The organism is Streptomyces sp. NPDC088354 (assembly GCF_044753585.1).
Classification (GTDB): domain Bacteria; phylum Actinomycetota; class Actinomycetes; order Streptomycetales; family Streptomycetaceae; genus Actinacidiphila.
Genome location: NZ_JBIVNJ010000003.1, coordinates 189080 through 201765, shown reverse-complemented (window position 1 = coordinate 201765; position 12686 = coordinate 189080). Strand labels below are relative to the sequence as shown.

At 72.6% G+C, this 12686-nt stretch carries 10 protein-coding genes; 7 read left to right on the top strand and 3 right to left on the bottom strand.

Annotated elements, in window-relative coordinates:
- Positions 1-128: 128 nt before the first annotated feature.
- Positions 129-923, top strand: coding sequence for a metal-dependent hydrolase (locus ACIP98_RS07130; RefSeq protein ID WP_319658162.1), 795 nt, complete (start codon positions 129-131; stop codon positions 921-923).
- Between the two features lie 44 nt (positions 924-967).
- Here the strand turns inward: ACIP98_RS07130 and ACIP98_RS07125 are convergent, their stop codons facing one another.
- Both ACIP98_RS07125 and ACIP98_RS07120 read right to left on the bottom strand, forming a co-directional pair.
- A complete protein-coding gene (locus tag ACIP98_RS07125) occupies positions 968-2749 on the bottom strand; it encodes an ABC transporter ATP-binding protein (protein ID WP_319658163.1) in 1782 nt (593 codons plus the stop codon).
- Entirely contained in the window at positions 2746-4572 is a 1827-nt protein-coding gene (locus tag ACIP98_RS07120) for an ABC transporter transmembrane domain-containing protein (protein WP_401974171.1), read from the bottom strand. The genes ACIP98_RS07125 and ACIP98_RS07120 overlap by 4 nt, the downstream gene beginning before the upstream one ends.
- A gap of 147 nt (positions 4573-4719) precedes the next feature.
- On the opposite strand from ACIP98_RS07120, the gene ACIP98_RS07115 reads away from it, so the two are divergent.
- Together ACIP98_RS07115 and ACIP98_RS07110 are read left to right on the top strand one after the other, a co-directional pair.
- Complete coding sequence (locus ACIP98_RS07115; RefSeq protein WP_401974169.1) at positions 4720-5448, top strand: hypothetical protein; 729 nt, start codon at positions 4720-4722, stop codon at positions 5446-5448.
- A gap of 276 nt (positions 5449-5724) precedes the next feature.
- On the top strand, positions 5725-7425 hold the full coding sequence (locus ACIP98_RS07110) for a carbohydrate-binding module family 20 domain-containing protein (RefSeq protein WP_401974168.1): 1701 nt from the start codon (positions 5725-5727) through the stop codon (positions 7423-7425).
- A 60-nt stretch (positions 7426-7485) separates the two neighbouring features.
- Here ACIP98_RS07110 and ACIP98_RS07105 read toward each other — a convergent pair whose 3' ends face one another.
- On the bottom strand, positions 7486-7941 hold the full coding sequence (locus ACIP98_RS07105; protein WP_319658167.1) for a MarR family transcriptional regulator: 456 nt from the start codon (positions 7939-7941) through the stop codon (positions 7486-7488).
- Between the two features lie 94 nt (positions 7942-8035).
- Between ACIP98_RS07105 and ACIP98_RS07100 the strand changes: the two genes are divergently transcribed.
- The 4 genes from ACIP98_RS07100 to ACIP98_RS07085 all read left to right on the top strand — a co-directional run bounded on the left by ACIP98_RS07100 (position 8036) and on the right by ACIP98_RS07085 (position 12666).
- The gene (locus ACIP98_RS07100) at positions 8036-9841 is read left to right on the top strand and encodes an ABC transporter ATP-binding protein (RefSeq protein ID WP_319658168.1); all 1806 of its coding nucleotides are present in this window, start codon (positions 8036-8038) and stop codon (positions 9839-9841) included.
- Positions 9842-9849: 8 nt separating this feature from the next.
- The gene (locus ACIP98_RS07095; RefSeq protein WP_319658169.1) at positions 9850-10503 is read left to right on the top strand and encodes a hypothetical protein; all 654 of its coding nucleotides are present in this window, start codon (positions 9850-9852) and stop codon (positions 10501-10503) included.
- Positions 10504-10573: 70 nt separating this feature from the next.
- Entirely contained in the window at positions 10574-10963 is a 390-nt protein-coding gene (locus ACIP98_RS07090; RefSeq protein ID WP_401974166.1) for a DoxX family protein, read from the top strand.
- A 53-nt stretch (positions 10964-11016) separates the two neighbouring features.
- Complete coding sequence (locus ACIP98_RS07085; protein ID WP_401974165.1) at positions 11017-12666, top strand: bifunctional 3'-5' exonuclease/DNA polymerase; 1650 nt, start codon at positions 11017-11019, stop codon at positions 12664-12666.
- Positions 12667-12686: the final 20 nt, after the last annotated feature.

The following is a 12686-nucleotide window of genomic DNA, read 5'->3' as shown; positions in this document are numbered from 1 at the left end:
CCATCTTGCCTGCCGCGGGGTCCGGGGGATGAACCGGCGGTACGAGCGAAGATCGCCCGACGGTATGGTGTGCCGTCGATTGGACGTCAACTCCGCTTCAGGGCGGGTCGAAAGGGGCGGGACACGCCATGATGGGACCGGCACATTCTGTCTCCGGAGCGGCAGCTTGGCTGGCAGTGGGTGCGGTCGCCGCGGGGCTCAATCATCCGATGCCCTGGCCGACCCTCGTGGTCGGTGCGCTGATCTGTGCCGGTGCGGCTCTCGCTCCTGATCTGGATCACAAGGCGGCCACGATTTCCCGGGCATTCGGCCCGATCTCCCGATGGCTGTGCGAGGTCATCGACAAGCTGTCCTACGCCGCGTACCGCAAGACCCGCAAGCCCGGTGACCCGATACGGCAGGGCGGCCACCGCACCCTGACCCACACATGGCTCTGGGCGGTCGGGATGGGTGCCGCCGCCTCCGGCCTGGCATGGGTCGGCGGCCGGTGGGCCGTGGTCTTCATCCTCTTCGTGCACGCCGTCCTGGCGGTCGAAGGGCTGCTGTGGCGGCAGGCCCGGATGTCCAGCGACATCCTGGTCTGGCTGCTCGGTGCCACCAGCGCGTGGGTGCTCGCCGACACCCTGGACAGCACCCAGAGCGGCAAGGGCTGGCTGCTGACCGAGCCCGGTCAGCAGTACCTGTGGATCGGCATCCCGATCGTGCTCGGCTCCATCGTGCACTGCCTCGGCGACGCCCTGACCGTCTCGGGCTGCCCGGTCCTGTGGCCCATCCCCATTGGGCGCCGCCGCTGGTACCCGCTGGGCACCCCCAAGCCCATGCGGTTCCGTGCGGGCAGCAAGGTCGAGATCAAGGTGCTGACCCCGGTCTTCTTCGTGATCGGCGGCGTGGGCGCGGTGGGGGCACTGGTCTTCGGCGCCTGAGCACCCCCACCGTGGGAATCGGCGCGCGGCGCCGTGGCGGCCGGCTATCCGTGCCAGGACCGCCACAGCGCCGCGTAGGCGCCGTCCGCCTCCACCAGCTGCTGGTGGCTGCCCAGCTCGCTGATCCGGCCGCCCTCGACGACCGCGATCAGGTCCGCGTCGTGCGCCGTGTGCAGACGGTGCGCGATGGCCACCACCGTACGGCCGTCCAGGACACGGGCCAGCGATCGCTCCAGGTGCCGTGCCGCCCGGGGGTCGAGCAGCGAGGTGGCCTCGTCCAGCACCAGGGTGTGCGGGTCGGCCAGGACCAGGCGGGCGAGCGCCACCTGCTGCGCCTGGGCCGGGGTGAGCGCGGCCCCGCCGGAGCCCACCTCGGTGTCCAGTCCCGCTTCCAGTCCCCGTGCCCAGCCCTCGGCGTCCACCGCGGTCAGGGCCGCCCACAGCTCGGTGTCCTCCGCCCCCGCGCGCGCGAGCAGCAGATTGTCGCGCAGCGTCCCGACGAAGACGTGGTGCTCCTGGTTGACCAGGGCCACGTGCTCACGGACCCGCTCCGCGGGCATCCGGGCCAGTTGGGCGCCGCCGAGCGTGATCTCCCCGGTACGAGGGGCGTAGATCCCCGCCAGCAGCCGGCCCAGCGTCGACTTCCCGGCGCCGGAGGGGCCCACCAGGGCCACCCGGGTGCCGGGGCGCACCCGGAGGGTCACGCCGTGCAGCACGTCGCTCCCCGCGCGGTAGCCGAAGCGCACCTCGTCGGCGTGGACGTCACGGCCGTCCGGCGTCACCTCGGTGTCACCGGCGCCCGGCTCGATCTCCCGCACGCCCACCAGACGGGCCAGGGAGACCTGGGCCACCTGCAGTTCGTCGTACCAGCGCAGGATGAGATTGATCGGGTCGACCAGCATCTGCGCGTACAGCGCGCCCGTGGTCAGTTCGCCGACCGAGACCCAGCCGTGCAGGACCAGGGTCCCGCCGATGAGCAGCACGGCCGCCAGGATCAGCGTGTACGTCGCGTTGATCACCGGGAAGAGCACGCTGCGCAGCCACATCGTGTAGCGCTCCCAGGCCACCCACTGCCGGATGCGCAGCCGGGACAGCTCCTCGCGCCGCTCCTCCAGCCGGTGGGCCTCGATGGTGCGTCCGGCGTCGACCGACTCGGCGAGCACGGCCGAGACGGCCGCGTAACCGGCCGCCTCGGACCGGTAGCCCTGCGGCGCGCGGCGGAAGTACCAGCGGCAGCCCAGCAGCAGCACGGGCAGCGCGACGAGCACGGCGAGCGCCAGCGGGGGTGAGGTGACCGCCAGGGCGCCGAGCAGCAGTCCGCCCCAGACCACGGCGATCGCCAGCTGGGGCACCGCCTCGCGCATCGCGTTGGCCAGCCGGTCGATGTCCGTGGTGATCCGGGACAGCAGGTCGCCGGTGCCGGCCCGCTCCAGCACGCCCGGTGGCAGCGCGACCGACCGTACGAGGAAGTCCTCGCGCAGGTCGGCGAGCATCCGCTCGCCCAGGATCGCGCCGCGCAGCCGCACCTCGCGCACGAAGACCGTCTGGACGGCGAGGGCGGTGGCGAAGAACGCCATCGTGCGGCCGAGGTGCAGATCCCTGTCGCCCACCGACAGGCTCTCGACCAGGTGTCCCAGCAGGTAGGGGCCGACCATCGAGGCGACGACGGCCACCGCGTTCAGCGCGATGAGGGCGACGAAGGCGCGCCGGTGCCGGCCGACCAGTTCCCTGACGTAAGCGCGCACCGTGGCGGGCGAGCCGACCGGCAGGGTACTGGCCTGCTGCGGCGCGGCCGGATCGTAGTCCGGCGGTGGCACGCCGATCATGCGGGTTCCTCGGCTTTCCGTAGTGACTCGAAAGGATGGAGTCCGGGTTCGGGTTCGGGTTCGGTCTCCCGGGTGACCACGGCGCGGTAGGCGGGGTCGGCGACGAGCAGTTCGCGGTGCGTCCCCGAGCCGCGCACCGAGCCCTCCTCGACGAAGACGACCCGGTCGGCCAGGTCCAGCAGCAGCGGACTGGAGGTGAACACCACCGTGGTCCGCTCCGCGCGCAGCGACCGCAGACCGTGCGCGATCCGGGCCTCGGTGTGCGTGTCGACGGCGCTCGTCGGTTCGTCGAGCACCAGCACCTCCGGGTCGGCCGTCAGGGATCGGGCCAGCGCCAGGCGCTGCCGCTGTCCGCCCGACAGGGACCGCCCGCGCTCGGTGATCCTGGTGCGCATCGGGTCGCCCGAGTCGTCCACGGAGGCCTGGGCCAGCGCCTCCAGCACGTCGTCGCACTGGGCCGCTGCCAGGGCGTCATCGGCGGCGACGGCGCCGGAGCGGGGCACGTCCAGCAGCTCCGCGAGCGTCCCCGACAGCAGCACCGGGTCCTTGTCCTGCACGAGCACGACCGCCCGTGCCGCGGACAACGGGATCTCGTCCAGCGCCGTGTCGCCCAGCAGCACCGAGGGGTCCTCCTCGGCCCGTTCCGGGCTGTGCCCGCCGAGACGGTCGGCCAGCGCGCCCGCCGCGTCCGGATCGCCGCACACGACGGCGGTCAGCTTCCCCGCGGGCGCCAGCAGGCCCGTCGCGGGGTCGTACAGATCCCGCGACGACCCTGACGCCCCCGGGCGCGGGGCCCGGACGGTACCGGCGTCCGTCCGCCCGGCCGTGTCACGTCGCAGCGACAGCACCCGCGCCGCGCGTTTGGCCGAGGGCTTGGAGAAGGAGTACGCCATCGCGATCTCCTCGAAGCCCCGCAGCGGGAAGAGCAGGAAGACCACGGCGCCGTAGACGGTGACCAGTTCGCCGACCGAGATCCGGCCGTCCAGGGCCAGCTGTGCCCCGCGCCAGGTCACCGCGAGCAGCAGCAGTCCCGGCAGAGCCACCTGGAGCGCGCTGATCAGCGACCACATCCGGGCGCTGCGCACCGCGGCCTGCCGGACCTCCTGGGAGGCGCGCCGGTAACGGGCGAGGAACAGTTCCTCGCCGCCGATGCCGCGCAGTACGCGCAGTCCCGCCACCGTGTCGGAGGCGAGTTCGGTGGCCTTGCCGGCCTTGGTGCGCTGCTCGTCCGCCCGTCGGGCCGCGTGCGGCAGCAGCGGCAGCACCGCGAGCACCAGCACGGGGACGCAGGCCGCCACGATCAGACCCAGTTCGGGCCGGTAGACGACGAGGGCGACCGTCACGCCGACGGTCGCCAGGAGGGAGGACGCGAAGCGGGCGAGCGCTTCCACGAACCAGCCGATCTTCTCGACGTCACCGGTGCTGACGGCCACGACCTCTCCGGCCGCCACCCGCCGGGTGAGTACCGAGCCGAGTTCGGCCGTCTTGCGGGCCAGCAGCTGCTGCACGCGGGCCGCGGCGGTGATCCAATTGGTGACGGCGACGCGGTGCAGCATGGTGTCGCCCACCGCCGAGACCAGTCCCAGAGCGAGGATCAGGCCACCCGCGAGCGCGAGCCTGCCTCCCGAGCGGTCGACGACCGCCTGGACGGCCAGGCCGACCGCCGCGGGCATGCCCGCGAACGCCGCCATGTTGAGGGTGCCCCAGAACGTGGCCGTCGCCTGGGCGCGGATCTGGCACTTCTCGAGCCAGAGCAGAAATCGGAAACCGGACCGGGTGTCGGGGACACCCGGATCGGCGTGGGGGAGAGAACGAAGCGACATGGCGTCCCGGCATCGGAGATGGGGGTGAGTGAAGACGTGCCAGGGTCGCGTTGCGGACAGGGTGAATTCAACCGGTTTTTTCCCTCGGTACGGGGAACGCGTCATGGTCGTGGCCTCATTGCCGAGGGAATGCGGGAAAGGGAACCGATGCGTAGGACGTGGACGGAACGGGCGGTGCGCACGGGGGCAGCGGTGGCGGTGGCCGCGGCGTTCGTGCTGCCGGCGGGGTGCGCCGGTCATGACCGCCCGGCGCGCACCGGCGGGAACGGGCCGCCGTCGTCGGCTCCCGCGCCGGCCAGGGGGGTACCAGGTGTGGGCGGTGCGCTGAACTCCCGCGTCCCGTCCGACTCCCGTCAGGTGCTGGCCGTCTACGGGAAGGGCGCCCGGTCGGCGGAGTCCACCGCGGTCCTGTACGCACGGAGCGCCGGGGGCTGGCAGCGGGAGCGGTCCTGGGCGGCGCACAACGGCCGGCACGGCTGGACGACCGACCACCACGAGGACGACGGCAAGAGCCCGGTGGGCGTCTTCACCCTCTCCGACGCGGGCGGCGTCCTGCCCGATCCGGGGACCGGGCTGCCGTACCACCGTTCCGCCGCCTTCTCCGCGCCCCGCTCCTGGCCGCGCTCGTACCGGCGCGACTTCGACCTCGTCATCGCCATCGACTACAACCGGGTGAAGGGCAGGTCGCCTCTCGACCCGGACCGCCCGCGGGGCCGGTCCAGGGGCGGCGGCATCTGGCTCCACGTGGACCACGGGAGCGGCACCGCCGCGTGTGTCACGCAGTCCCGCGTGGACATGGAGTACCTGCTGCGCACGCTCGATCCGGCGCTGCACCCGGTGGTGGTGATGGGGGACCGGGACGCCCTGTCGGCCTGAACGCGGCGCCGCGAACAGGGCCATGGTGACATGCACGACGCCGATGACCCCTCAGCAGCCCTGTGCAGCGGCGTCATTGCGTTGTCCGGACCGCAACGCAGGTTGTTTCCGCAAGACGTCGAAAGTTTTTCCACGCGACGTATTGACGGTCTCCGCCCGCGGGGCCAATCTCCTGTCCGGAGTCCCCACGGGCGGGAACTCCGCCCCCCACCCGATGGCCCCGGCGCGTGGCTGTCTTCGGGGCACCTTTGTGCCCGACAACGAAGGAGCCGCACCATGAGATCGCGTTTCGTGCGCGCGGGACTGGCGGCGCTGCTCGCCACGGCCGGCCTCGCCGTCGTGTCGCAGGAGCCGGCGCAGGCCGCACCGCCCGGGAGCAAGGACGTCACCGCGACGCTCTTCGAATGGAAGTTCGCCTCCGTCGCCAAGGAGTGCACCAGCACCCTCGGCCCCGCGGGCTACGGCTACGTGGAGGTCTCTCCGCCCCAGGAGCACATCCAGGGCGCGCAGTGGTGGACCTCGTACCAGCCCGTCAGCTACCGCATCGCCGGCCGGCTGGGGGACAGCACGGCCTTCAGGAACATGGTGGACACCTGCCACGCGGCGGGCGTCAAGGTGATCGCGGACGCGGTTGTCAACCACATGAGCGCGGGTTCGGGAACGGGCACCGGCGGGACGTCCTACTCGAAGTACAACTACCCGGGCTACTACCAGGACCAGGACTTCCACTCGTGCCGGTCCAGCATCGGCGACTACACCAACCGCGACAATGTGCAGAACTGCGAACTCGTCGGGCTCGCGGACCTGAACACCGGCAGCGACTACGTGCGCTCCACCATCGCGGCCTACCTGAACAGCCTGATCTCCCTGGGCGTCGACGGATTCCGGATCGACGCGGCCAAGCACATCGCCTCGGGCGATCTGGCGGCGATCAAGGCCAAGCTCGGCAATCCCTCGGTCTTCTGGGCGCAGGAGGTCATCTACGGCGCCGGTGAGGCCGTCCAGCCGGGCGAGTACACGGGCACGGGCGACGTCGACGCCTTCCAGGGCGCCTACGACCTCAAGCGCATCTTCGGCAGCGAGAAGCTGGCCTACCTGAGCGACTGGGGTGCCTCCTGGGGTGCCGGGTACCTGCCGAGCGGCCAGGCGCGCACCTTTGTCGACAACTGGGACACCGAGCGGAACGGATCGACCCTCAACTACAAGGCGGGCGCGACCTACACGCTGGCCAACGTCTACATGCTCGCATGGCCCTACGGCTCGCCCAATGTGTACTCGGGCTACGAGTTCTCCGACAACGACTCGGGCCCGCCCAACGGCGGCACCGTCAACGCCTGCTACAGCGACGGCTGGAAGTGCCAGCACGCCTGGCCGCAGATCGCGGGCATGGTCGGCTTCCGCAACGCGGTCGCCGGGACGGCCGTGACCAACTGGTGGTCCAACGGCGGCAACGCCATCGCCTTCGGGCGCGGCAGCAAGGGCTTCGTGGCGATCAACCACGAGAGCGGATCCCTCAGCCGGACCTTCACCACCTCGCTGCCCGCCGGCACCTACTGCGACGTCCAGCACAGCGGCGCGACCTACACCGTCGCCGCGAACGGCACCTTCACCGCCACCATCGGCGCCAACGACGCGGTCGCGCTCTATACGGGCGCTCCCTGCGGCGGCGGTGGCACGGCCCCGGCGAGCGGCGCCTCCTTCTCGGTGAACGCCACCACGGTGTGGGGCCAGAACGTCTACGTCGTCGGCAGCAACGCGGCGCTCGGCAACTGGAACACCGCGGCGGCGCCGCTGCTGTCCTCGGCCGCCTACCCGGTGTGGAAGCTGGACGTCTCCATGGGGGCGGGCACGTCCTTCGAGTACAAGTACATCAAGAAGGACGCGAACGGGACTGTCACCTGGGAGTCCGGCGCCAACCGCACGGCGACGGTCCCCGCCGGTGGCAAGGTGACGCTCGGCGACACCTGGCGCGCCTGATCGCCGGACTGCGCAGCCCCGCGCCGTGCGGGCGCGCACGGCCCTGACAGGACCGGCGACTCAGCAGTGGCCCGGCGCGGTGTCCAGGACGGTGAGCAACGCCGTCAGGGCGTCGCGCTGGGCCGCGTCCAGTGGCGCGAGCATCTCCTCCGCGGCCGCCCGCCGGGCCTGCCGCAGCCGCCTCAGGGCGCCCTCGCCCTCCGCCGTCATCTCGATGCGCACCACACGGCGGTTGGCGGGGTCCGGCACGCGGCGCACGAAACCCCGTTCCTCCAGGGCGTCGGTGAGCGTGGTCACCGCGCGCGGCACGACCTCCAGACGCTGTGCCAGATCGGCCATCCGCGGCGCCTCCTCGCTGTGCGCGACGCTGCGCAGCATGCGGGACTGGGCCGGAGTGATGCCGAGCGGCTCCAGGTGACGTTTTTGGACGCGGTGCAGCCGGCGGGTCAGCCGCAGCAACTGCTCCGCGAGGCTGCTCGACCCGTCGGTGTCCGCGGCGGAGGTACGCGATTCCATGCCCCGAGGCTATCAGGATGCAATTCATTGTGAGTATAGGTAACAATGAACTACACTCTCATCGTCCTGCCGTACCCCCGCCCTCGGAGGCCCTTTGCACCCCGATGACTCCCCGCAGTGGACCCCACCGCCCAAGAAACCCGCCCAGCGCACCGAAGTACGACGCGTCCTGGGCCTGTTCCGCCCCTACCGCGGCCGCCTCGCCCTCGTCGGGCTTCTCGTCGGCGCCGCCTCCCTCGTCTCGGTCGCCTCGCCCTTCCTGTTGCGCGCGATCCTCGACACCGCGATCCCGCAGGGCCGCACCGGGCTGCTGAGCCTGCTGGCCCTCGGCATGATCGCCACCGCTGTCCTCAACAGCGTCTTCGGCGTCCTGCAGACACTCATATCCACCACCGTCGGTCAGCGCGTCATGCACGACCTGCGCACCGCCGTCTACGAGCGGCTGCAGCGCATGTCGCTCGCCTTCTTCACCCGGACCCGCACGGGTGAGGTGCAGTCCCGCATCGCCAACGACATCGGCGGCATGCAGGCGACCGTCACCTCCACGGCGACCTCGCTGGTCTCCAACCTCACCAGCGTCGTCGCGAGCGTCGTCGCCATGCTCGCCCTGGACTGGCGTCTCACGCTCGTCTCCCTGGTGATGCTCCCGGTCTTCGTCTGGATCAGCCGCCGGGTGGGCACGGAACGCAAGAAGATCACCACCCAGCGGCAGCGGCAGATGGCCGCGATGTCCGCCATCGTGACCGAGTCCCTGTCGGTCAGTGGCATCCTGCTCGGCCGTACCATGGGGCGCTCCGCGTCGCTGACCCGCTCCTTCGCGGAGGAGTCCGACCGCCTGGTCGACCTCGAGGTGCGCTCCAACATGGCCGGACGGTGGCGCATGTCCACCATCGGTATCGTCATGGCCGCCATGCCCGCCCTGATCTACTGGGCCGCCGGCGTCCTCGTCCACGGCGCGGGCACCCTGGTGTCCATCGGCACCCTGGTCGCCTTCGTCTCGCTGCAACAGGGCCTGTTCCGGCCCACGGTGAGCCTGCTGGCGACCGGCGTGCAGGTGCAGACCTCGCTCGCGCTCTTCCAGCGCATCTTCGAGTACCTCGACCTGCCGGTCGACATCACCGAGCGGCCCGACCCGGTCCGGCTCGAACGCGCCCGCGGCGACGTGCGGTTCGAGGGCGTGGGCTTCTCCTACGACCCCGCCGCGCCCGAGCGCACCCTGGACGGCATCGACCTGGAGGTTCCGGCCGGCACGAGCCTCGCGGTCGTCGGCGCCACCGGCTCCGGCAAGAGCACGCTGAGCTACCTCGTGCCCCGCCTGTACGACGTCACCGAGGGCCGCGTCACGCTCGACGGCACCGACGTGCGCGACCTCGCCTTCGACACTCTCGCCGCGTCCGTCGGCGTGGTCTCGCAGGAGACCTACCTCTTCCACGCCTCCGTCGCGGAGAACCTGCGCTTCGCCAAGCCGGACGCCACCGACGAGGAGATCGTCGGCGCCGCGCGCGCCGCCCAGATCCACGACCACATCGCCGGGTTGCCCGACGGGTACGACACCGTCGTCGGCGAACGCGGCTACCGCTTCTCCGGCGGCGAGAAGCAGCGCCTTGCCATAGCCCGCACCATTCTGCGCGATCCGCCGGTCCTCATCCTCGACGAGGCCACCAGCGCACTGGACACCCGCACCGAGCACGCCGTCCAGGAGGCCATCGACGCCCTCTCGGCGGGCCGGACGACCATCACCATCGCCCACCGCCTGTCCACGGTCCGCGACGCCGACCAGATCGTCGTGCTCGACCACGGGCGGATCACCGAACGCGGCACGCACGACCAACTGCTCGCTCTCGACGGCCGGTACGCGGCCCTGGTGCGCCGCGACGCGCAACTCGCCCCTACGGCATGATCATGCCCATGGGACCCCTCGACGGCGCGGACCTGCCGGGATACCGGCAGGTCGCCGAGCACGCCTGGACCGATGACCACGGCGACGTGATCAGCCTGCACTTCTTCGACCTGCCGCCGGACATACCGGCGCCCCTGGAGGAGCCCGTCCCGCTGCGACAGGCGCTCGCCCAGGTCACGGCCGACGCGGGCGGCGGCCTCATCGAGGCCGACGTCGTCCAGGTGGCCGGCCTGCCGTCGCTGCGCCAGGTGCTCAAGGTGCCGCTGCCGGACCGGCCGAGCGGTCAGGCCTTCCTCGGCAGCTACACCCTGCCGCGCGCGGCCTGCAGCGCGGTGGCCAAGGTGCAGGCCTTCGAAGCAGGACCCACCGGGATGCGCGAGGCCCTGGTGCTCGCCGAACTCGGGCCCGAACAGTACTTCCTGGCGCATCCCTACGCGCCCGGGCTGCGCGGTGGGCTGCCCTTCCACCGGGCCGACGCCCCGGAGTACGACGCGCGCTTCCCCGGCCACCCGCTCACCCGGGTACGGACGGTGCTCGCCCACCTGTCCCGGAGCCTGCGTGCCGACCCGGACTTCGCGCAGCTCCCGCCCTTCACGGGCCCGGCCGGCCGCCGGACCCGACTCCTGGGACGGGTGAGCAAGCGCACACGCCGGCAGAGGTGATCCGCCGCGCGGACCCGGCGGCCGCCGCTAACGTGAGCCGCGGCGCCGGCATCCGCAGCAGGAGGGTCCGATGGCAGAACACCTTCCCGGTCGTTCCGACCGTTCCGCCGGGCTGCTCGCCCGGCTGCTGGCCACCGCGGGCACCGCGCACTTCGTGGTGCCCGGACCCTTCGACGCGATCGTGCCGAAGATCCTGCCCGGCAACCCCCGCGCCTGGACGTACGCCAGCGGTGCCGTGGAGCTCGCGCTCGCCGCCGGCATCGCGCTGCCGCGCACCCGACGTGCCGGGGCGCTGCTGGCGGCGGGCTTCTTCGCCGGGGTGTTCCCGGCGAACGTGAAAATGGCCCGCGACTGGCGCGACCGTCCCGCGCCGCTGCGCAAGGCCGCCTGCGCGCGGCTGCCGCTGCAGGTGCCGCTCGTGCTGTGGGCGCTGAAGGTGAGCCGCGACGCCGACCGCTGAGGGCCGTCCCGGCGCGTTGTCGCGTTGTCAGTCCCCCGCCCTACGCTCGGAGTGTGACCTCGCCGAGGAGCCTGTCCGTCGCCGTCGTCGCCGATCCACTGGGGACCGGCGGACGGCTCCAGGCGCTGCGCGAGGACGGAACCCCGGCGGGCCCGCAGGAGAGCGTCCCCGACCTCGCCGCGGCCGTCGCCGACCGCGAGAGGCACCAGGCGCCCCGCTGGGTCTGGGCCGCTACGGACGACATCTATCCCGCACTGCTCGAACGGCTGCCGCTGCGTCCGGCACGCTGCCACGACCTCAAGCTCGTCGAGGCCCTGCTGCTCGGCTCGGAGGAACGCTTCGGGCTGCCACGCTCCCTGGGTGCGGCCTGGGCCCGACTGCGCGGGCTGCCCGTGCCCGCGGACGCTCCCGAGGGCGGGCCCGACGACCAGCCGGTGCTCTTCGCCGCCGACCGCCACCACCTGCCGCCGGGCACCGACCCGCTGGAGGCCGTGGTCGCCGTCCACGCCGAACAGCAGCGGCGCATCGCCCTGTCGGAACACCCCGACCGCATGCGCCTGCTGTGCGCCGCCGAGTCCGCCGGGGCGCTCGCCGCGGCGGAGATGACCCACGACGGGGTGCCCTGGAGCGCCGCCGCGCACGACGAGGTGCTGATCGGGCTGCTGGGCCCGCGCCCGGCCGGGGGAGTCCGGCCGAAGGTGCTCAGTGAACTGGCCACCGCCCTCCAGGAGGCGCTGGGCCGCCCGGTCAACCCGGACTCGCCCGCCCAGCTGCTGCCCGCCTTCGAGCGGGTCGGCGTGCACATCACCTCCACGCGCTCCCACGTCCTGCGCGAGCTGGCGCACCCCGCCGCCGCCCTTCTGCTGCGCTACAAGGAGCTGTCCCGCATCCACAGCGCCCACGGCTGGGCCTGGCGTGAACAGTGGGCGCCCGCCGGGAGGTTCCGCCCCGAGTACGTCGTCGGCGGTGTCGTCTCCGGACGCTGGGCCACCCGCGGCGGCGGCGCGCTGCAGATCCCCCGGCAGCTGCGGGCCGCCGTGGTCGCCGACCCCGGGCACCGTCTTGTCGTCGCCGACGCCGGGCAGCTGGAGCCGCGGGTGCTGGCCGCCCTGTCCGGTGATCCCGGGCTGGCGGCCGCCGCGGCCGAGGGCGACCTCTACGCTGCCCTGGCCCGCACCGCCTTCGGCGGCGACCGCGCACGGGCAAAACTCGGCCTGCTGGGCGCCATGTACGGGCAGACCACCGGCGAGGTGGGACCCCTGCTGGAGGTCCTGCGGCGCCGCTTCCCGGACGCCATGCGGCTGGTGGAGTCCGCCGCGCGGACCGGGGAGGCGGGGGGCGTCGTCCGCTCCCACCTGGGCCGCACGTCGCCGCCCGCGGCCGACCGTCAGGACCTCAGCGACGCCCAGGCGCGCGCCTGGGGCCGCTTCACCCGCAACTTCGTCATCCAGGCCACCGCCGCCGAATGGGCGCTGGCCGTGCTGGCGTCGCTGCGCCGGCGCCTGGCCGCGCTCGACGGCCCCCGGCTGGTGTTCTTCCTGCACGACGAGGTCATCGTGCACACCCCCGAGGAACTGGCCGCCGAGGCCGGCAAGGCCGTCGCTGAGGCGGCCGACGAGGCCCGCCGCCTGCTGTTCGGGCCGACGCCGGTGTCCTTCCCGCTGGAGACCCATGTCGTACGTTCCTACGCGGAGGCCAAGTGAGCCCGCGCGCGGGACCGCAG